Origin of the sequence: Paraburkholderia sp. 22099 (genome assembly GCF_052045835.1) — a bacterium.
GTDB classification, from domain to species: domain Bacteria; phylum Pseudomonadota; class Gammaproteobacteria; order Burkholderiales; family Burkholderiaceae; genus Paraburkholderia; species Paraburkholderia terricola.
Window position 1 is genome coordinate 1 of record NZ_JBQEPU010000015.1, and the last position, 19,640, is coordinate 19,640.

Below are 19,640 nucleotides of genomic sequence, written 5' to 3' on the forward strand. Positions count from 1 at the left end.
TTGAATTCTGGTTTGCCCATCACCGCATCCTCACCCTTGACCTGAGGAGCGAAAACCGCTGACCATAAAGTGTCAACGATGTCCTCGCACGTTCGTCAACCATGTCTCCGGTCTGTACAAGGAGGCCAAGGGGAATTACGATCAATTACTGGAAAAATTCTTTGACGAAAATGACGATCCGAAATACAACTTCGATGGATTTACCTCGACAAAAACGCAGATATTTAAGCAAGGCACGCTTGTTAAGAAAAATCCGCCAACAAAACTGATGTGGTACTTTCAAACACCTCAAGCGCGACTGTATCTGATGGATACGCTTGTGCGCGCCGGTGTCCCCTCCATTTATCAGCCGTGAGGATATCATGTACTTAACTTCACAGCATCGCGATAGTGAAACACTACGAAAGGCAGATTTTGAATTCCACCTTCGACGGTTGCGACCTGTAATTGATCTTCTTGCTGAAAAGGATGCGAAATTGGGTGGAGATTGGTTTCTTGGCGGGAGCAGTATTGCCGACGCTCAACGATTCCCGATTTTCAATGGAAGTACGATCAGAACAGAAGTAATTGACGAATTGCGAAGAAAAAACGCTGATGATATTGACGACGCCAAGTTCATCGGAATATGGAATGAGGATTCGCAAAAAGGTTGTGGCGGCTCGATTGAATTTTGCATTGACAGCACTGTGTTTTCAAATACTTTCGAGTTGACGGTCAATGAAATGACTGCCGACACCTCTAGGCTTGGGAACTATAAATCGGCGGCGGAAGTTGTAGAAAAGGTCATCGAAATTTATACCCCGTCGAATCTAACGTTTGGGCCGAGGAAATATCAGGGAAAGCAGGTGTTCGAAGATCGTCCAAGCGTAAGCTGGATGCTCTACTTGCCGCACGCTCTCACTGCGGCGCAGGTCCCTGAAGCGCGCGCCCTGATTCCGGTCGTGCGTGACGACAAGCAACTAGGCACGATCATAGTCAGCGTGACTGATGACGTGTTCGACGTGAACAACCGGGATCATGTCAAGGCGGCGAACGACATCGAAATCCGCCTGGCAGACCAGGACCTGTTGCCGCGGTTCGTTGATCTTTGACGGCGTGTTGTCCCGGCCGCTGTTTGCGACGCCGGGACTATCAATCAATTAGACATTCCACACACGCGCGCCGCCCATGCTTCCATCATCGGGCGGCGCTGTTCGAGCAAGTCGGTACGGTGATAGGCCGCTTCAACCTTGTTTGCGACGGCATGCGCGAGCGCACGTTCGGCAAGGTCGCGCGCATAGCCGTGTTCGCTGGCCCAATCGCGAAATGACCTTCTGAAGCCATGCAGCGTCGCGACGCGCCCCGGTGTATCACTAACCGCTTTCACTCGACGCAGAAGCGCTAGGGGTGTTTGGTCCGGTGATCTGCGCGGCGGTGGGTTCGCTGGTCGGCGCAATGATCGGTAACGAGGCCGCCGCCGTGATCCGCGCGGTGTGCCTGCTGCTGATCGACAAGGGCGGCGAGGTGCTGGAAAAGGTGGTCGGCTTTCTGGCGCGGTTCACGAAGGGCAACATCGTCAGGCTGCTGGAGAAGATTCACTTCGCCGCCTACGGCGATGCGCTGGTGACGAAGCTGAAGGAATTTTTTCAGGGCATGCAGGCGCTTATCAGAAAGGCGCAGGGGCTGCTCAGCCAGGTCGAATACATTGGTCGGGCGCGGGCGCTGCTAGCGGAACTGGAGCGCATGGAGAAGGCGTTCTACGCGGTACAGGCGAACTGCGCGAAGGAGATACCGCAGGCGCTGGCGAAGCTTGACGAGGCGTTGCAGAAGGTGCTCAAGGACAAGCTGCCGCCAACGTATCATCCGGCCTATGCGGGTGTCCCTGCCCCGAAGCCCGAGGTGGTGAAGCCGCCGACGGTGCGCGTAAGTTCGGGTATCGGCGAGCCGCCGAAGGTGCTGCCCATGAAGCGTGACGGTGCTGAAGGGGTCGGCGGCGGTCCCTTGCCCGAACCGCACGAGCCGATGCCGGGTAGCGGCAACGTGCATGCTGACGACGTGGCAAAGATGAGCCGCGCGCGAAAGGGTATCTTTGGCGAGAAGGTCAGCGATGACTTCATGAAGGCCCGGCGCTATGAGTCGGAACCGGCAGAGGAACGGCAGATGCGCTTGCTGGAGCAGCAGCCGACGGGTCGGGGTATCGACGGCGTATATCACAAGCCGCCAGGCGAACCGCCACCGCCCTACGTGGTGACGGAAACGAAGTTCAGGACGGGGGGCAAGTTCGACGCCAGGAACTTGCGGACGACTAAAGGCTCGCCGGGATATCCTTCCGCTAAGCAGGGGAGCGATGCATGGATTCGCTCTCGGCTTCGTCAAGCAGTTGGAAAGGACGAAAAGGCCGACGCGATCATGGACGAAGGCTACGATGTTTGGCTGATGGTTGTAGATGAGAATGGCAAGGTAACGAGCATCACTCAGCTTGACAAGAAGGGGAACGCATTGCTGGACGCTGTAACCAAAAAACCGATTACGATACCTGCCGATTGAGTGAGACGATGTGAACGCATCTAAGGGAACAGTCACGAACATGAATGAAGCATTCGACGAAGTGAAGCGTGAGACTCTGCTTCCAGAGCATCATTATCGCCAGAAACTGGAGTACAAGGAACAACGCTTGGTAAAGCTTGAGCAAATGCTCGCTGCTCCAGAAAAATTTCCCGGGCACAAGGAAGGCCTCTCGTGGGATCGAGGGACTATCTCACTTGAAGTTGTGATTGCCCGTTATTCAGCCGGTGAGGAACTGTCATCGCTTAAGCCAGATGCTATTCGATGTTTTGAATTGTTTAAGTCCCACTACGCGTCGTACCCTGACTACGGACGACTTCGGCTATGGGAACCCGACGCTTACCAGTACACGATGTGGCTGCTGTCGCTGGCGGTGCTGCTCGGGCTGAAGGAATGGGTGCCGACTATCGCGACGTGGATTAGCACCGATCCAGAGGACGGCCAGGACCTGCTGGTAAGTCGTCTGTTTGGCCGCTTGGGCGTGTCGCTGCCCGGTGAATCGTTGATCCACGAGAAGCCCTATGCTGATCTGTTGGGCGCAACAGAGACGCAGGGCGTGCCGCAGCAAACGGCGATGGCCGGATACCTGAAGCGCTGGTATGGCGGCATGAAAAACTGTTACTGGTATGACGGGCACAAGAATTTGGGTGTGTTCTTCTTTGGCTACTGGTCATTCGAGGCAGGACTGGTGACGCTGCTGTGGGACATTGACGACAGCACCTATCGAGACATGCGCTTCTATCCCAAGGGCCTGGTGGACTTCGCACGCGAACAGGCGAAGGCCCCGCAGGGTGAAGTGCAGAAGCCGCACATCTCGCGCAGGACCGGCGAGCGCTGTCCGCATGCAGGGCGCTGGGGCGTGCTCGAATCGCCGGGTGCATTCGTCCAGGAACGCATGTTCAAGGAGGGCGACGTGTTCCCCGAGGGCATTGGTCGCGACGGCAAGGAAGGCCCGGTAACGTGGATCGTGATGGGCCGCGAGGACGGTGGCCCGACCCGCGAAAACTGAGCCGATGGCAAAACGGCGAAACTTGGTGGTTTAACCGAGGTGACGAAGACGGAGAGCAACTACGTGGACTTCATCCGAGGGCATATCGTGCGTGATTACCCCGCGCCGGCCGACGATCCGACCTTGCGCGAGCGGCTCAATGCAGCCTACGCGCGGACGAAGGAACTGGGCTTGACGCATGATGGCCCGATCGATAGTCGATTTCCTTAACGAGCGGAACCGGATAAGGCGGACGCCGCCGCCGCACCACCGCCATCCTGCCAGCCGCCGCCCAGCGCCTTGTACAAGGCGACCAGATCGGTGCTCACCTGCATGGTCCCCTGCGCATATTGCTGGCGCGCCTGCGCCAACTGCCGCTCGGCATCGAGCACATTGATGAAGCTGGTGAGCCCGTTGCGGTAGCTGTCGCGCGCGAGTTCAAACGCAGTCTGGTTCGCCGCCACGCTGTCCGCCAGCGAATCGCGCCGCGCCTGGTCGGTGCGATAAACCACGAGTGCGTTGTCCACGTCGCGTAGCGCCGTCAGCACCGTTTTGCGGTAGTCGAGCGCCGCCTCGGCCTGCTGGGCTTCCGACATCCGCAAGTTGGAAACGAGTGCGCCGCCCTGAAAAATCGGCAGCGAAACACTCGGGCCAAACGAATAGAACAGATGCGACCAGCGCGACAGATCGCTCGCATTCGTCGCGCGCGTTCCGACCTGGCCCGTCAGCGAAACGTCGGGATAAAACTGCGCCACCGCCACGCCGACATTCGCGGTCGCCGCATGCAGACTGGCTTCCGCGCGGCGAATGTCGGGACGCCGCCGCGCGAGCGTCGACGGCAAGCCCACCGGCACCGTGGGCGGCACCGGCGGCACGGCGGCCGGCGCGGACAGTTCCGCTTCCAGCGCGCCGGGCGCTTCGCCCACCAGCCAGGCGAGCGCGTTCGACGCCTGCGCGATCTGCTGCTCGAATTGCGGCAACTGCGCCTGGGTCTGCGCAAGCTGCGCGCTCGCGCTTTTCACGTCGGCTTCGCTGGCGAGGCCGACCTTCGCCTGGCTTTGCGTCAACCGGACAACATCGCGTTGCTGCTCGACGAGGCTCGTGGTGATGTCGCGCAACGCCTGCGCGCCGCGCAACTGCATGTAGGTTTGCGCGACTTCGGCCTCGAGCGAGAGCAGCGCGTCGTTGCGGCTTTCCAACGCGGCCTCGGTCTGCGCGTTCGCGGCTTCCACCGAGCGGCGCACCCGGCCGAACAGATCGAGTTCCCACGAGGCGTCGAAGCCGGCTTGCCAGAGATTGGTCGGCGAGGTCAACTGATCGAGCACGTTGTTGGCGCCGTTTTGCAGCGCGGGGCCCGCGCCCGGCGCGATTGCATTGACCGGCGAATCCGGCGCGCCGAGCCGGTTCACCTTGTCGTAGACGCCGTTGGATTCGAGAAAGCCTTTCAGGCCGAGTTGTTCGCGCTGGTAGCTGCCTGTCGCGCGGACATTCGGCAACCCCTGGGCCGCCGCGCTCTGCACCTGGGTCCGCGCTTCGACGATGCGCAACACGGCCTGCTGCAAGTCCAGATTGCCGCGCGCGGCGCGCTCGATAAGCGCGTCGAGCGTGGGGTCGTTGAAATTGCGCCACCAGCGCGGATCGGGATCGGTATCGAGCGTGGGGACCGATGCCACGTCCGCGCCGGAAGCGGGTGCAGCGGGCGCGGCCGTTGCGGCGGTGTGCCGCGTATCGTGCCACTGCCGCGGCGCGTCGGCGTTCGGCGCGTGGAAGTCAGGCCCGACCGTGCACGCGGCGAGCCACGCCGCGAGCGAAAGCACCGGCATGCGCAGGCTGAAAACGGCGCGCCTCATGTCAGTGTCCTCCCGCGCCGCCGGCCGCCTTGACCGGCGAGAAAAACAACGTCATCGGAATGCAGAGCGCGCAGAACACGGCGAGAATCGCGAACACGTCGACGTAGGCGAGAATCGTCGACTGCGAAATGAACGTGGTGTACAGGCGGCCGGTCGCCGTTTGCAGCGCTTGCGAAAACGGCACGCCGGTCATCTCGGCGATGGTTTGCGCGCCGCGCTGCACGGCGTCGTTGTAGTTCTGCGAAAGCGTCGACATGTGTTCGGACAGATGCGCCATGCGCGCCTGGCTGCGCTCGCGAATCAGCGCCGTCGATAGCGAAATGCCGACCGAGCCGGCCACGTTGCGGAACATCGTGAAGAGTGCGGACGCATCGTCGTTCAAACGCTGCGGCACGGTGAGATAGGCGAGCGTGGTGATCGGCACGAACAGGAAGCCGATCGCGAGCGATTGCGCGCTGCGCATTTTCACGAGCGTCGGGTAATTGACGTTCGGCACCAGCGTATGCGAATACGCGAGCGCGCAGGCGAGCAGCGCGAAGCCGGTCGCCACCAGAAAACGTGTCTGCACATAAGGCATCAGCTTGCTGATGAGCGGAATCTCCATCGTGATGAGCACGGCGCCGGGCGAGAGCACGAGTCCGGCGAGCATCGCGGTATAGCCGAGCTGCTGTTGCGCGAGCTGCGGCACCAGCACCGCACTGCCGTACAGCACCGCCGCGAAGGCGGCGATCGTCGCGCAGCCGAGCGCGAAATTGCGGTCTTTCAGGCAGCGCAGATCGACGACCGGCTTTTTGGTGTAGAGCAGCCAGAACGTCGCGCCGACAATGCCGGCCGCCGACAGCACCGCGAACGTGCGGATGAAGTTCGACGAGAACCAGTCGTCGTCCTCGCCGCGATCGAGCATCACTTGCAGGCAGCCGAGCCCGACGGCGATCAGCGTGATGCCGATGTAGTCGATCGACACCTTCGTGTCGCCGGTCTTTTTCCACGGCGGGTCTTCCACCAGTTGCAGCACCGCGAGACTGGTCAGAATGCCGACCGGCACGTTCAGCAGGAACACCCAGCGCCACGAGAAGTTGTCGGTGATCCAGCCGCCGAGCGTGGGACCGAGCACCGGCGCGACGACGATCGCCACCGCCGAAATCGAAAACGCGCGGCCGCGCTGTTCGGGCGGGAACGTGTCGAGAATGATCGACTGCTGATTCGGTTGCAGGCCGCCGCCAAAAAAGCCCTGCAGGACGCGAAAGATGATCAGTTGCCACAGGTCGGTCGCGATCCCGCACAGGAACGAACAGACGGTGAACGCGATGATGCACACCAGAAAGTAGCGCTTGCGGCCCAGCAGCCGCCCGAGAAAACCGGAAATCGGCAGCACGATGCCGTTGGCGACCAGATACGAGGTGAGCGTCCACGTGGCTTCGTCGTAACTGGCCGACATGGTGCCGGCGATGTGCGGCAACGCCACGTTCACGATGGTCGTGTCGAGTACTTCCATGAAAGCCGCGAGCGTCACCACGATGGCGATGAGCCACGGATTCGCCGCGGGCTTCCAGTTCGATTGAGCGCCGTTCGCGGTGTTCGACGCGCTCATTTCAGATACACCTTCGGCGTGACGGACAAGCCGAGCCCAAGCGGCTGATCGCGCGGCAAGCCCTCGTCGATGACGATCTTCACCGGCACGCGCTGGACGATCTTCACGAAGTTGCCGGTGGCGTTTTCCGCCGGGAAGGCCGAGAAGCGCGAACCGCTGCCGAGTTGCACGCTATCCACATGGCCGCGCAAATCGAGCTTCGGATAGGCGTCGACCTCGACCTTCACCTTGTCGCCGGGACGCATGCGCTCCAGTTGCGATTCCTTGAAGTTCGCCGTCACCCACACTTGCGGCGTGACGATCGAAAACAGCGACACGCCGGCTTGCAGGAAGCTGCCCAGTTGCACATTGCGCCGCGTGATCCAGCCGTCGGAGGGCGAGCGCACTTCGCAGTAGGAGAGATTCAGCCGCGCCTGTTCGAGTTGCGCCTCGGCTTGCTGCACCTGCTGGCGGCGTTCCTCGACGCTCGCCTCGGTCTGACGGATCTGCTGCGGCACGAGGCTCGCGCTCGCCAATTGCGCGCGCGCCTGCTGCACGCCGGCGCTGGCCGATTGGCGCTGGGCGTCGGCGGTGTCGATGTTCTGTTGCGAGGTGGCGCGCTGATCGACGGCGTGCTGGCGCAGATAAGCGGCCTCGGCCTGACGGAAGTTCGCTTCCGCCGACGAGGTCTGCGCCCTCGCTTGCCGGTATTGCGCCGGATACTGAATGCGCGCGATGTCGAGCTGAATCAGCGCGGCATTCAGTTGCGCTTTCGCGAGTCCGAGTTGCGCCTCGGCCTGATCGACCTGCGCCTGATAATCGCGCTTGTCGATCACGACCAGCAGGTCGCCTTTGTGAACGTAGACGTTGTCGTTCACCGCGAGCCGCACCACGTAGCCGGAGACTTTCGGCGCCATCATGATGGCGTTGCCGTCGGTGTAGGCGTCGTCGGTGGAAACCTGGTTGCGGGTCGCGAACCACCAGACGAAGGCGACGATCGCCAGCAGCGCCACCACGGCGGCGAGAATGATCAGCGGCTTCTTGCCGGGCGTGCGGCGGCTTTTATCGTTGCCGTTCTTGCCGCCGTCTTTCGTGTCCCTGGTTTCGCGTTGATCGTGCTGTTCCTGAGCGGAGCCGGTCTCGTCTGACATGGCGATACGTTCCTGTCGTTTCCGGATCGATGGCAAATGCGAGCGTGGAGAAAAACCGCCGGGCGGAAGTGCGCGCGGCGGTCCCGATGCAGTGAGGCGGGCTAGCGCCTGGCTGGCTTGTCGGTCGACGGTTTATCCGTCGACGGCTTTTCTTTCGAGGCGTCCTCGTCGGGGACGATTTTGGTCGTGCCGCCGGTGGAAGGCGGATCGCTTGCCGGAAAGCTCTCCTCCACCTGTTCGTCGATCTGCTTTTCGCTCTTGTCGGCGTGCGGATGTTTCTCCTTGGTGTCTGTCATGGCGACTTCTCCTTCAATAATCAAATGAGCGGTGAGCTACACGGATTGACGCGGGTGCTTTTTACATGGGCATGTAGTTGTTGGTCAGGGGAGGGGCCGTGCGCTGTTCCTCGCGACGACGCTTTGCACGAGCGCCAGCGCGTCCGCGCAGGACACGCCGCCGCGCATCGCGTCGATCAGGCGCGCGGTGTGCGCCTGGCGTTCGCACGCGAGCACCGCGACCACCTTTCCGTCTTTCACATACAGCGCGATGAATTGCTGGCGTTCGAGTTCGCCGTCGATCACGATGTCGTCCCACTCGCTGGCATGGCCGAGATATTCAAAATTCTTGCCGAAGTGATACGTCCAGAAATACGGCACCCCGGCGTAGCGATGACGCGCGCCGCACATGTTTTGCGCGGCGATGCGCGCGTGCTGCTGCGCGACCCGCCAATGCTCGATGCGCAAGGGCTCCTGATGCTCGTGCAATGGAAACACCGCGATGTCGCCGGCGGCATAGAGACCCGGCGCAGCTTGCATGCCCGCATTGACGATCACGCCGCCGTCCTTTTGCAGCGGCAGTCCCTCGACGAAACCGGTGGCCGGTGCAACGCCCGTGTCGAGCAGCACGACATCGGCGGCGACGCGGTCGCCGTTTTCAAGTGTGAGTTCGTGAACGCGGCCCGCCTCGCCTTCGAGCGAAGCGACCTTTGTGTCGAGGTGAAACAGCACGCCGTTGCGCTCGTGCAGCGTGCGGAACATCGCACCCGCGCGTTCGCCGAACTGCCTCGCGAAAGGCGTTTTCTCCGGTGAAATGACGGTGACCGGCGTGCCGCGCTTCCTCAACGCGGCGGCCGTCTCCAGTCCGATGAAACTGCCGCCGAGAATCGCGACGCGCGTGTGTTCCGCGTCCTCACCGATTGCCTCGACGAGCGCGGCGGCGTCGTCGCGATTGCGCAGCACGTGGACGCCGCCGAGTTCGATGCCGGCGATCGCGGGCAGTTTCGGCACACTGCCGGTGGCGAGCAGGGCGGTGTCGTAGGTCAGTTCGCCGCCGTGGGCGAAATGAATCGTGCGCCTGGGCACGTCGAGACGGGCAACCTTCGCGACGATCCGCTCCACGTCGTGCCGCGCGAGCCAGTCCGGCGCGAGCAGCGGCGGCACGTCGGCGGGCGCCATGTCGGCGGACAGCACGAACTTCGTGAGCGCGGTGCAATCGTAAGGCGCATGCGGGTCATCGCCGATCAGCGTGAGGCGTCCGCCGAAACCGTATTCGCGCAACGCCGTGCAAGCCGCGGCGCCCGCCGCGCCCGCGCCGATCACCACGTAATGCGGTTGCGCGGCGGCGGCATGGCGCACCGCTTGCGGCTGCTTTCGCGGCGCGACGATCACGTCGTCGCTGCTCACCACCACGGGGTAACGGTCGAGCGCGACCAGCGGCGGCGGTTCGAGCACGTTGCCGGTGGCGGCGTCGAACGTGCCCTTGTGCCACGGGCAGATGATGCGGCCGTGACACAACCCGCCCTGTTCCAGCGGACCGCCCGCATGCGGGCAGTCGGCGGCATAGGCGCGCACCGTGTCGCCGTGGCGCACGAGCAGGATGTTCTCGCCGTCCACCACCACGCGCTCGGCGCGATCCTCCCGCAGGTCCGAGAAGCGGGCGACACGGCGGGCAATGGTTTGCATGGCGGGTTCTCGCGCAAGGGGATGGTGTGACGAATAGCAATCGACGTGCCCGACCAACCCGCCGCCTCGCGCGCCGGTCGGCTTGCAAGGCGTCCTTTGGAGAAGCGCGGAAGTGAGGTATAAATCATGAGAAAGGAAATAGCGCACGAACATCGCGTCGCGGCACGATGTGTGCAACTTTGCTGATCTGTATCGACCTTTATGGAGAGGCTGACCGTGCAACGGGCGGAGCGTGCCGCAGTCGATTTCCCCATGCCCTCGCGCAATTTTGCGGCGACGCGGCGCATGCTTCTCATCGTGCTCGCCGTTTCGATCGTGTTTCCGCTTGCCTGCCTCGCGGGCTACGGCTATTTCGATTACCAGCGCCGCATCGCCGATTCCGACAACGTGATCGACCGGCTCGCGCGCGTGACCGAAGAGCAGGCCGTCAAGGTGCTCGATCTGAGCCAGCAGATGGCCTCGCGCATCGTCGAGTTGGTCGACAATCAGGACGATGCGCAAATCCGCGCGCGCGAAGCCGAATTGCACGAGCGCCTGCAGGAAATCGGCGGCGACTTTCCGCAGGTGGCGTCGATTTCCCTGCTCGGCGCGAACGGCGACCTGCTGGTGTCGAGCCGCGAATATCCCGCGCCGCCGCGCTCGATCCCGCAGCGCGAGGACTTCACGAGCGCGAAAGCCATGCGGCCGCAAACCTATTTCTCGCTGCCGATGTTCGGGCCGTTGTCGAAAACCGATGTGTTCAGCAGCGCGACCGGCCGCTCGGGCGCGGACGGGCGCTTTCTCGGCGTGGTGTCGGTGGCGCTGCGCAACGACTACTTTTCGCGCTTCTATCGTGACCTGACCAATGGCGACCCGTCGCTTTCGCTCGGCCTGTATCGCCAGGACGGCAATCTGCTGGTGCGCTATCCGCCGTGGCCCGCGGGCGCGAATCCGAAGGCGCAGAGCGCGTTCGCCACGGCGCTGCGCGACCGCCAGGTGTTCGGCCACGTTCGGCTGAATTCGACGGTGGACGGCGTGGAGCGTCTGCTCGCGTTTCGCCGCGTCGGCGACTATCCGCTCTATGTGATGAGCGCCTACGCGACGAGCGCCATCGCCGACGCATGGCGCCGGCATTTCCTGATGATCGCCGCGCTCACGGCGGCGCCCTGCATCGCGATCTGGCTGCTGGTCCTGTACTCGTTGCGTCAGCTCGAAGCCGAGCGCCGCGCGTGGGAGCGCTGGCAAGGCGAGGTGGCGATGCGGCTGTCGGCGGAAGCGTCGAGCCGGCAGTTGCAGCGCATGGGCGCGCTCGGCAATCTGGTCGCCAACGTGGCGCACGATTTCAACAATCTGCTGATGGTGGTGTCGGCCAATATCGAGCTCGCGCGGCTCAAGCGCTACAACCACGTCGAGAAGGAAGTGCTCGCGATGCAGCGCGCCACCGCCACCGCCGAGTCGCTCACGCGGCGTCTCTTGAGCGTGGCGCGCAAGCAGCCGCTCAAGCAGGAACCGCTCGATCTTTCCAGATGGCTGCCGGCCGCCACGCCACTGATCGACGCGGCGCTCGGCGACAAGGTCGAACTGGCCTTGAATCTGGTCGACAACGTCTGGCCGGTGCTGGCCGATCCCACCGACCTCGAATTCGCGATCATGAACCTGGCGGTCAACGCGCGCGATGCGATGCCGCATGGCGGCCGCTTCGTGATCCGCTGTCAGAACAACCGCCTGGTCGGCAGCGACACCTTGTTGCCCGACGGCGAGTATGTGCTGATCGCCTGTTCCGACGACGGCGAGGGCATGTCCGAGGCCGTCGCCCGGCGCGCGTTCGAACCGCTGTTCACCACCAAGCTGCGCGGTTCGGGCACGGGGCTCGGTCTCGCGCAGGTGCTGTCGATGTGCGAGCAGGCGGGCGGCACCGCGAAAATCGACAGCGTGCCGGGCCGCGGCACCACGGTCAGGCTGTATTTGCCGCGCTATCGCGAGCGCCCGCGCCCGGCGCCGGCCGCCGACGTCGAAACGGCGCGGCAACCGGAGCCCGGCGCGGCCGGCATGGTGCTGCTCGTGGAAGACAACGAGGAGGTGGCGGCCGGCGTGACCGCCGTGCTGGAAACCTTCGGCTGCGAGGTGCGGCACGAGCCCACCGCCGACCAGGCGCTCGACGTGCTGTCGGGCGGCGCGCGCTTCGAACTCGTGCTGTCCGACATCCAGATGCCGGGCAAGCTGAACGGCATCGATCTGGCGGAAAAAGTCCGCAGCGCGTGGCCGGCGCAGAAAATCGCGCTGATGACGGGCTACGCCGACGAACTGGAACGCGCACGCCGCCTGGGCGTGGCGATCCTCGCGAAGCCGTTCAATATCGACGAACTTCATGCACTGGTGGCTTGCGAAACCTAGTGGCCGGCCGGGCCGCGCCGGCCGGCGCGTTCGGCGCATCGCATGACGCGCGGCACATCCCTTGCTGAAAAAAGGTCGGGAGATTGCGTATCCGGTGGACCGGGTCGCGCACCCGCTTTTTTCTTGCACAGGAGAACCGTCATGAAGATCAGGCATGCATTGCTCGTTTCCACGTTGGCCGCCGCTTCGTCGCTCGCGATGGCCCAGGGCGGGGCCGGTGGCGGCGCCGCCGGGACCGACCCGGCCAGCACCGGCGTCAACACTTCGACGCGCGAAGGCGGCGACATGCAGGCTTCCGGCGCGATGAGCCATTCGAAGTCGAAGATGCATCACATGAAGAAGTCGAAGACGGCCAAGCCGGCCACCGATACGACCAACACGCCGGGCGCCAACGCGAGCAGCGATACGAAAGGGCAGTAAGGCGCGCACGGAACACGGCATGCGTCCCTGGCTGGAGGCATGCCAGCCTTTGCAATGCGCCCCAACACACGCGACAATACTGGTTGGAGGCGGCGGCGCGCATCGCGCCACGGGGCGAGGCCGGCAGAGGCGCAGCACACAAGGATGAGTATGGGCGGCAGTGAGGCAGGGGCGTCTCCAACGACTACGCGGGCAGACGCGCAAGCGGACGCGACTACGCGTGCAGACGCGCAGGCAGGCGCACAAGCGGGCATCGAGGCGGAGTCCGGCAAGGCCGTCGGCACGCCGGCGGGGTCCGTCACGCCCGGCGCCGGCGCACTCGACTTTCCGGTCGTCGGCATCGGCGCTTCCGCGGGCGGCGTGCAGGCGCTGCTGCGCTTCTTCGAGAACGCACCGGCCGACATGGGCATGGCCTTCGTCGTGGTGCTGCATCTGTCGCCCGATCATGCGAGCAGCGCGGACGAGGTGTTCCAGCACGCCACCGGCATGCCGGTGAACCAGGTGCGGGAGCGGGTTCAGGTGCAGAAGAACCACGTCTACGTCATCTCGCCCTCGCACGATCTTTCGCTCGACGACGGCCATCTCACGCCCATCGAAGCCGACCGCCCGCGTGGCCGGCCCATCGCCATCGACCTGTTTTTCCGCAGTCTCGCCGACGCGCATCGCGAACGCGCCATCGCCATCGCCATCGTGCTGTCGGGCACGGGCGCCGACGGCGCGACCGGCATCGGCCGCGTCAAGGAGCAGGGCGGCGTGACGTTCGCGCAGGATCCGGCGGACGCCGAGCACCCGGAAATGCCGCAGAACGCGTTGGCCACCGGCATGATCGACATCGTGCTGCCGGTCGCGGAGATGCCGCGCAAGCTGCGCGAGCTGGCTGAGAACGCCCGCGCGATTCACCTGCCGCCCGTGGACGACGAACCCGAGACGCTCGCGCTCGCGCAGCCCGATCCCGCTTCCACCGCCGAGCGCGCGTTGCTCGGCGTGCTCGCCACGCTGCGCGCCCGCACCGGCCACGATTTCCGCCACTACAAGCGCGCCACGATCCTGAGGCGCATCGAACGCCGTCTGCAGGTCAACGGCATTCCCGATCTGCAGGCCTACTAGGACTACGTGCTCACGCACCCTGACGAAACGCCGGCGCTGCTCAAGGACATGCTGATCGGCGTGACCAATTTCTTTCGCGATCGGGATACCTTCGAGGTCGTCGAGCGCGAGATCGTGCCGAGGCTCTTTCACAAGAAATCCGAGGACGACCCGGTGCGCGCGTGGGTCGCCGGCTGCGCGACGGGCGAGGAAGCGTATTCGCTCGCCATGCTGCTCGCCGAATATCCCGAGCGGCACGAAGATATACCGATCCAGCTATTCGCCACCGACATCGACGAACACGCGATCGCCTTCGCGCGCGCGGGCCTCTACCCCGAGTCGATCACCGCTGATGTATCCGCGCCGCGCCTGCGCCAGTTCTTCACGCCGGAACGCTCGCGCTTTCGGGTGAGCAAGGCGATCCGCGAGCGGGTGCTGTTCGCCGTGCACAACGTGCTGCGCGATCCGCCGTTTTCGCGCGTCGACCTGGTGTCGTGCCGCAATCTGCTGATCTATCTCGACCGCAACGTGCAGACCCAGGTGCTGCAGATGTTTCACTTCGCGTTGCAGCCGGGCGGCTATCTGCTGCTCGGCAGTTCGGAATCCGCGGAAGCCGCGGGCGACCTGTTCACGCCGGTCGACAAGAAACACCGCATCTATCGCGCGAACATGGTGACGAGCGCCGTGCGTCCGCCGATCAGCATGCCGGTCGTTCAGCATGGCGGCGCGGCCACCACCGCCAGCGCGGGAGAGCCGCAGCCGCTGCCGCAGGCCTTGCCGTTCTCCGCGCTGCATCATCGGATCCTCGAGCTGTACGCGCCGCCGAGCGTCGTGGTCGACACCGACGCGAACATTCTGCACATGTCCGAGCATGCCGGCCGCTTTCTGCGTTTCGTGCGCGGCGAGCCGTCGTACAACCTGATCATGCTGGTGAATCCGGCGCTGCGTCTGCAACTGCGCGCCGCCTTGTTCCAGGCGCTGCGCGGCAATCAGGAGGTGACGACGCCCGCGATCGAATTCTCGCCGCAGGCGAGCGTGCGGATCACCGTGCGCGCGCACCGGCGCACCGAGGATGCGCCGGAATTCGCGCTCGTGCTGTTCGAGGAGATCCCCGCCGTCGCGTCCGCCGCGAGGCGAGGCGAGACCGCGAGCCCGACGGTGCAGGATTCGTTGCTGGTGCATCTGGAGGAGGAACTGCATCGCACGAAACAGGAATTGCGCTCGACGGTGGAGCAATCGGAGGCGTCGACCGAGGAACTGAAGGCCTCGAACGAGGAATTGCAGGCGATCAACGAGGAACTGCGCGCCGCCACCGAGGAACTCGAGACCAGCAAGGAAGAACTGCAATCGCTGAACGAGGAATTGTTCACCGTCAACGCGGAGTTGCAGGCCAAGATCGAGGAAACCGGCAAGGCGAAAGACGACTTGCAGAACGTGATCGCCTCCACCGGCATCGCCACGCTGTTCGTCGACCGGGACATGCGCATCAAGCGCTATACGCCGGCCGCGACGGAACTGTTCAACGTGATTCCCTCCGACCTCGGGCGACCGCTGCACGACATCACGCACCGGCTCGATTACCCGCAGCTCGCCGACGACACGGCGACCGTTTTCGAATCGCTGCAACTGATCGAGCGCGAGATTCGCGGCACCGACGGGCGCTATTTCCTCACGCGGCTCTCGCCGTACCGCACCACCGACGACCACATCGACGGCGCGGTGCTGACCATCGTCGACATCACGGCGCTGCGGCGCGCCGAACAACTGGTGCGTGTCAGCGAGGAACGCCTGCATCTCGCCGCGCAAAGCACCAACGACTTCGCGATCATCGTGCAGGACATGGAAGGCCGCGTGGTGACCTGGAACAAGGGCGCGGAGCGGATCTTCGGTTATAGCGAGAGCGAGATGACGGGGCAGACGCTCGACCGGCTCTATCTGCCGGAAGAGCGCGAGGCGAACGAACCCGCCACCGAGCGGCAGCGCGCGCAGTCCGACGGCCGCGTGGAGGACGAGCGCTGGTACATCCACAAGAACGGCACGCGGCTCTATTGCAGCGGCGTGATCACGCCGGTGGCGTCGGACAGTTTCCGCGGCTTTGCGAAGATCGTGCGCGACCTCACGCAGCGCAAGGGCACCGAGGCGCTCGAACAACGCAAGATTTCGCTGGAACGCTCGGTCCGGCAGAAGGTCGAGGCGGCGAGCCGCCTGAAGGACGAATTCCTCGCGGTGCTCTCGCACGAGTTGAAGAACCCGCTGAACCTGATTCACGTGAAGGCCGACATGCTGGACCGCGCGCCCTCCACGCAGGGCCTGCCGGTCGTGCACGATGCGGCGGACGCGATCCGCCGTTCGGTGATCAGCCTCGCGAAGATCATCGACGACCTGCTCGATCTGTCGCGCGTGCGGACCGGCAAGCTGGCGCTCGATCGCTCGCGGGTGGACATCGCGGCGATCACGGCGTCGGTAACCAGCGCGATCGAGGCCGAGGCGCTGGCGCACCAGGTGAGCGTGAGCGTGAAGGGCGTGAGCGAACCGTTCTTCATCGAGGCGGACCCGGTGCGCTTCGAGCAGATTCTGTGGAACCTCGCCAGCAACGCGGTGAAGTTCACGCCGCCGGGCGGGCGCATCGCGCTGACTTTGTCGCGTGAAGCAGGCTATGCGTGCGTCGAGGTGCGCGATACCGGACGCGGCATCGAACCGTCGTTCCTGCCGAACGTGTTCGACATGTTCAGCCAGGCCGAGGGCGCGCACCGCCGGCACAGCGGCGGATTGGGCATCGGACTCGCGCTCGTCAAGCAACTGACGGAAATGCACGGCGGGCATGTGCAGGCGGAATCCGCGGGCGTCGGCAAGGGCGCGCGTTTTCGCGTCTGGTTGCCGGCCGACAGCACGACGATGCCGAACGAAACCCGCGAAACGCCTTGCGACGCCAGCTTGCTCAAGGGCATGAAGATTCTGCTGGTCGACGATGCGGCGGAAAGCTTGCAGGCGTTCCAGAGCCTGCTCGAACTCGAAGGCGCGCAAGTGTGGCCGCAAACCAATGGCGCGGCGGCGCTGGCGATCGCCGCGCATCAGCAGTTCGACCTGATCCTGTCGGATATCGGCATGCCCGGCATGGACGGCTACGAACTGATCGCCGCGCTGCGCAAGCTGCCGGGCACGGCCTCGGTGCCGGCGCTCGCGTTGACCGGCTTCGGGCGCCCGCAAGACGCCGCGCGGGCGATCCGCGCGGGGTATGACGGTCATCTCGGCAAGCCGGTTTCACTGCACGCGTTGCTCGACAAGATCGCGCGCATCACCACCAACCGCACCGGCATGGCCTGAGCCTGGGCGCAGTGCCGCCTGCCACCCGGCGCAGCGCCTCGCCGGAAGGCTAGCCCTTTTCCTGCACCGCCTCGTACTTGCCGAGCGCCGCGTCGCGATTCAGACGCGCGCGCTTGAGCAACGCCTGCTGGGCCTCCAGCACCTTGCTCGGGTCGCCTCGCCACGCTTGCAGCGGCGGTTCCTGCAACGCGCGGCCATACGAGAAGCTCAGATTCCACGGCAGCGGCCCGAGCCGGTTCATTGCATCGAGGTTGGCGGTGGCTTCTTCCGGGGTTTGTCCGCCCGACAGAAACACGATGCCCGGCACCGCCGACGGCACCGTGCGCTTGAGTATCCGCAGGGTGTAGGCGGCGATGTCGCTGACAGGCGACTGCTGCGCGTGTTCGGAGCCGGCGAGCACCATGCTCGGCTTCAGCAGAATGTGTTCGAGCGCCACGCGGTGCCGGTGCAGCGCATGAAACACCTCGTGCAGCACGGTCTCGGTGACTTCGGCGCAGCGTTCGATGGAATGGTCGCCGTCCATCAGCACTTCCGGCTCGACGATCGGCACGATGCCGGCTTCCTGCGAGATGGCCGCGTAGCGCGCCAGCGAATCGGCGTTCGCCTCGATCGCGAGGCGGCTCGGCAAGCTCGCCGTGATGTTGTACACCGCGCGCCATTTGGCGAAGCGCGCGCCTTGCCGTTTGTAGTCGACGAAACGCTGGGCGAGGCCGTCGAGACCCTGGGTGATTTCGTCGCCCGGAGCCAGCGCGAGCGGGATCTTGCCCAGGTCGACCTTGATGCCGGGCACGATGCCGTTGGCGGCGGCGAGTTGCGGGAACGGCGTGCCGTCGTCCGCTTTCTGGCCGAGCGTTTCCTCGTAGAGAATCACGCCGCTGATGAACTCGCCGAGGCCCGGCGTGGTAAGCAGCAGGTTGCGATAGGCGCGGCGGTTTTCCTCGCTGGATTCGACGCCGATCGTCTTGAAGCGTTTGGCGATGGTCGGGCCGCTTTCGTCGGCGGCGAGCAGGCCCTTGCCGGGTTGAACCATTGCACTGACGGTGGCTTGCAGTTCGCTACGGGTGTCCATGAGATGTGCTCCCTTTGATCCGGTTCGCGGATGAATCTTGCAGCAAACGCAGCTCGAACAACGTTGCCCGCGCCGCTTTATTCGCGCTTTTTTAGCGCTTGATTAGCGCCTCATTAGCCTTATTCGCCGATCAGATGCAGCACGATGTCGCGCGCCTGCGTGTGCCGGCGATGCTCGAACAGATACAAACCCTGCCATGTGCCGAGCACCATCTGCCCGTGCTCGACCGGCACCGTCAACTGCACTTGCGTGAGCGCCGTGCGCAGGTGGGCGGGCATGTCGTCGGGGCCCTCGGCGTTGTGTTCGTAGCGCCCGGCGTCCTCGGGCGCGAGGCTCGCGAAGTAGCGCTCCAGATCGCGCTGCACCGAAGGGTCGGTGTTTTCCTGGATCAGCAGCGAGGCGGACGTGTGACGGCAAAACAGCGTGAGGAGTCCGGTGCCGATCGACTGCGCGGCGACGAAGCGGCGCGCTTCGTCGGTGAATTCGACGAGCCCGCGGCTGCGGGCCTTGACGCTCAGGTGGTGGAGGGCTTGTCGCATGATGGGCAGGCGATGCTGCGGGTGGGTTCTTCAGTGGGTTCGATCGACGCGACGCGCCCGATTCATAGCGACGCGAATGCTTGCGCGATCTCCGTGGCGCTGGTCGGACGCACGACGCGCGCGACTTCGACGCCGTCGCGCATGAAAATCAGCGTGGGCCAGAGCTTGATCTTGAACGAGCGGCCGAGCGGCCGGCCGGGGCCGTCCTCGATCTTGAGATGCCTGACGCCGGCATGCGGCTCGAACGCCTTGGCAATCGACGCTTGCGCGCCCTGGCAGTAGCCGCACCAGTCCGTGCCGAATTCGATCACCGTGGCGCCCGGCAGGGCGTCGAGTTCGGCTCGCGAGGGGGCGCGGGTGGAATAGGCGGTTCGTGTTGCCATGCTTGCTCCGAAGCTCGTTGATCCGTGCGGGCGCTGTTTCCGCTGCCAGGGAAGCGCCCGCGCGTGGGTTGGCGCGTGGTTGGATAAGGCATCTGTCAAGAGTAGCAGCTATGCTCGGGATCGTCAGCGAGGCCGCGCTTGCCGCGTTGAGTGCCGGGGCGCGGTGTCGGGCGGCTTGCGGCGGGACGCGTGGGCGCGCGAATTTGATGCACACTTGCGGTCTTGCCGACGCGGCGTGAGAACATGGTCAACTCGCATGGTCAACTCGGATGGTCAACTCGGATGGTCAACTCGGATGGTCAACTCGGATGGTCAACTCGGATGGTCAACTCGGATGGTCAACTCGGATGATCGACTCGGATGATCGACTCGCGCGGTCCAC

Annotated in this window: 17 protein-coding genes; 9 read left to right on the top strand and 8 right to left on the bottom strand. The window is 64.3% G+C overall.

Going from position 1 to position 19,640, the window contains the following annotated elements:
* Positions 1–112 precede the first annotated feature (112 nt).
* The 5 genes from ACTJLC_RS15745 to ACTJLC_RS15765 all read left to right on the top strand — a co-directional run bounded on the left by ACTJLC_RS15745 (position 113) and on the right by ACTJLC_RS15765 (position 3,763).
* The gene (locus ACTJLC_RS15745) at positions 113–355 is read left to right on the top strand and encodes a Tox-REase-5 domain-containing protein (RefSeq protein ID WP_310133203.1); all 243 of its coding nucleotides are present in this window, start codon (positions 113–115) and stop codon (positions 353–355) included.
* 7 nt (positions 356–362) lie between these two features.
* Complete coding sequence (locus ACTJLC_RS15750) at positions 363–1,091, top strand: immunity 52 family protein (RefSeq protein ID WP_440844525.1); 729 nt, start codon at positions 363–365, stop codon at positions 1,089–1,091.
* Between the two features lie 295 nt (positions 1,092–1,386).
* Positions 1,387–2,526 (top strand): hypothetical protein, encoded by a 1,140-nt coding sequence (locus tag ACTJLC_RS15755; RefSeq protein WP_310133213.1) that lies wholly within the window; start codon positions 1,387–1,389, stop codon positions 2,524–2,526.
* Positions 2,527–2,566: 40 nt separating this feature from the next.
* Positions 2,567–3,553 carry a PoNe immunity protein domain-containing protein gene (locus ACTJLC_RS15760; protein ID WP_310132964.1) on the top strand — a complete coding sequence of 329 codons (987 nt, stop codon included), beginning with the start codon at positions 2,567–2,569 and terminating at the stop codon, positions 3,551–3,553.
* A gap of 63 nt (positions 3,554–3,616) precedes the next feature.
* The gene (locus ACTJLC_RS15765; protein ID WP_310132966.1) at positions 3,617–3,763 is read left to right on the top strand and encodes a hypothetical protein; all 147 of its coding nucleotides are present in this window, start codon (positions 3,617–3,619) and stop codon (positions 3,761–3,763) included.
* Here ACTJLC_RS15765 and ACTJLC_RS15770 read toward each other — a convergent pair.
* From ACTJLC_RS15770 to ACTJLC_RS15790, 5 genes are all read right to left on the bottom strand, one after another.
* Positions 3,760–5,382 carry an efflux transporter outer membrane subunit gene (locus ACTJLC_RS15770; RefSeq protein WP_310132969.1) on the bottom strand — a complete coding sequence of 541 codons (1,623 nt, stop codon included), beginning with the start codon at positions 5,380–5,382 and terminating at the stop codon, positions 3,760–3,762. The genes ACTJLC_RS15765 and ACTJLC_RS15770 overlap by 4 nt on opposite strands.
* 1 nt (position 5,383) lies before the next feature.
* Complete coding sequence (locus tag ACTJLC_RS15775) at positions 5,384–6,973, bottom strand: DHA2 family efflux MFS transporter permease subunit (protein WP_310132972.1); 1,590 nt, start codon at positions 6,971–6,973, stop codon at positions 5,384–5,386.
* Positions 6,970–8,103 (bottom strand): HlyD family secretion protein, encoded by a 1,134-nt coding sequence (locus tag ACTJLC_RS15780; protein WP_310132975.1) that lies wholly within the window; start codon positions 8,101–8,103, stop codon positions 6,970–6,972. Before ACTJLC_RS15780 ends, ACTJLC_RS15775 begins: the two co-directional genes overlap by 4 nt.
* Positions 8,104–8,204: 101 nt before the next feature.
* Positions 8,205–8,399 (bottom strand): hypothetical protein, encoded by a 195-nt coding sequence (locus ACTJLC_RS15785; RefSeq protein ID WP_073428414.1) that lies wholly within the window; start codon positions 8,397–8,399, stop codon positions 8,205–8,207.
* Between the two features lie 84 nt (positions 8,400–8,483).
* Positions 8,484–10,064: an FAD-dependent oxidoreductase gene (locus tag ACTJLC_RS15790; protein ID WP_310132978.1), complete on the bottom strand. Its 1,581-nt coding sequence runs from the start codon at positions 10,062–10,064 to the stop codon at positions 8,484–8,486.
* 216 nt (positions 10,065–10,280) lie between these two features.
* Between ACTJLC_RS15790 and ACTJLC_RS15795 the strand changes: the two genes are divergently transcribed.
* From ACTJLC_RS15795 to ACTJLC_RS15810, 4 genes are all read left to right on the top strand, one after another.
* Complete coding sequence (locus ACTJLC_RS15795) at positions 10,281–12,437, top strand: hybrid sensor histidine kinase/response regulator (RefSeq protein WP_193615229.1); 2,157 nt, start codon at positions 10,281–10,283, stop codon at positions 12,435–12,437.
* Between the two features lie 141 nt (positions 12,438–12,578).
* The gene (locus ACTJLC_RS15800) at positions 12,579–12,857 is read left to right on the top strand and encodes a hypothetical protein (protein WP_073428411.1); all 279 of its coding nucleotides are present in this window, start codon (positions 12,579–12,581) and stop codon (positions 12,855–12,857) included.
* A gap of 150 nt (positions 12,858–13,007) precedes the next feature.
* Positions 13,008–13,964 carry a chemotaxis protein CheB gene (locus ACTJLC_RS15805; RefSeq protein WP_440844530.1) on the top strand — a complete coding sequence of 319 codons (957 nt, stop codon included), beginning with the start codon at positions 13,008–13,010 and terminating at the stop codon, positions 13,962–13,964.
* 6 nt (positions 13,965–13,970) lie between these two features.
* Positions 13,971–17,267 (top strand): CheR family methyltransferase, encoded by a 3,297-nt coding sequence (locus ACTJLC_RS15810; RefSeq protein ID WP_440844532.1) that lies wholly within the window; start codon positions 13,971–13,973, stop codon positions 17,265–17,267.
* Positions 17,268–17,316: 49 nt separating this feature from the next.
* Here the strand turns inward: ACTJLC_RS15810 and ACTJLC_RS15815 are convergent, their stop codons facing one another.
* The 3 genes from ACTJLC_RS15815 to ACTJLC_RS15825 all read right to left on the bottom strand — a co-directional run bounded on the left by ACTJLC_RS15815 (position 17,317) and on the right by ACTJLC_RS15825 (position 19,258).
* Positions 17,317–18,336, bottom strand: a complete 1,020-nt coding sequence (locus ACTJLC_RS15815) for a class I fructose-bisphosphate aldolase (RefSeq protein WP_154873247.1) — start codon at positions 18,334–18,336, stop codon at positions 17,317–17,319.
* A gap of 119 nt (positions 18,337–18,455) precedes the next feature.
* Complete coding sequence (locus ACTJLC_RS15820; RefSeq protein ID WP_440844534.1) at positions 18,456–18,875, bottom strand: secondary thiamine-phosphate synthase enzyme YjbQ; 420 nt, start codon at positions 18,873–18,875, stop codon at positions 18,456–18,458.
* Between the two features lie 62 nt (positions 18,876–18,937).
* The gene (locus tag ACTJLC_RS15825; RefSeq protein WP_073428408.1) at positions 18,938–19,258 is read right to left on the bottom strand and encodes a thioredoxin family protein; all 321 of its coding nucleotides are present in this window, start codon (positions 19,256–19,258) and stop codon (positions 18,938–18,940) included.
* Positions 19,259–19,640: the final 382 nt, after the last annotated feature.

Bases quoted from the DNA above. Each gene is read 5' to 3' on its own strand.
- ACTJLC_RS15750 (WP_440844525.1), top strand. From the start codon at position 363: ATGTACTTAACTTCACAGCATCGCGATAGTGAAACACTACGAAAGGCA.
- ACTJLC_RS15760 (WP_310132964.1), top strand. From the start codon at position 2,567: ATGAATGAAGCATTCGACGAAGTGAAGCGTGAGACTCTGCTTCCAGAG.
- ACTJLC_RS15770 (WP_310132969.1), bottom strand. From the start codon at position 5,382: ATGAGGCGCGCCGTTTTCAGCCTGCGCATGCCGGTGCTTTCGCTCGCG.
- ACTJLC_RS15775 (WP_310132972.1), bottom strand. From the start codon at position 6,973: ATGAGCGCGTCGAACACCGCGAACGGCGCTCAATCGAACTGGAAGCCC.
- ACTJLC_RS15780 (WP_310132975.1), bottom strand. From the start codon at position 8,103: ATGTCAGACGAGACCGGCTCCGCTCAGGAACAGCACGATCAACGCGAA.
- ACTJLC_RS15785 (WP_073428414.1), bottom strand. From the start codon at position 8,399: ATGACAGACACCAAGGAGAAACATCCGCACGCCGACAAGAGCGAAAAG.
- ACTJLC_RS15790 (WP_310132978.1), bottom strand. From the start codon at position 10,064: ATGCAAACCATTGCCCGCCGTGTCGCCCGCTTCTCGGACCTGCGGGAG.
- ACTJLC_RS15800 (WP_073428411.1), top strand. From the start codon at position 12,579: ATGAAGATCAGGCATGCATTGCTCGTTTCCACGTTGGCCGCCGCTTCG.
- ACTJLC_RS15805 (WP_440844530.1), top strand. From the start codon at position 13,008: ATGGGCGGCAGTGAGGCAGGGGCGTCTCCAACGACTACGCGGGCAGAC.
- ACTJLC_RS15815 (WP_154873247.1), bottom strand. From the start codon at position 18,336: ATGGACACCCGTAGCGAACTGCAAGCCACCGTCAGTGCAATGGTTCAA.
- ACTJLC_RS15820 (WP_440844534.1), bottom strand. From the start codon at position 18,875: ATGCGACAAGCCCTCCACCACCTGAGCGTCAAGGCCCGCAGCCGCGGG.
- ACTJLC_RS15825 (WP_073428408.1), bottom strand. From the start codon at position 19,258: ATGGCAACACGAACCGCCTATTCCACCCGCGCCCCCTCGCGAGCCGAA.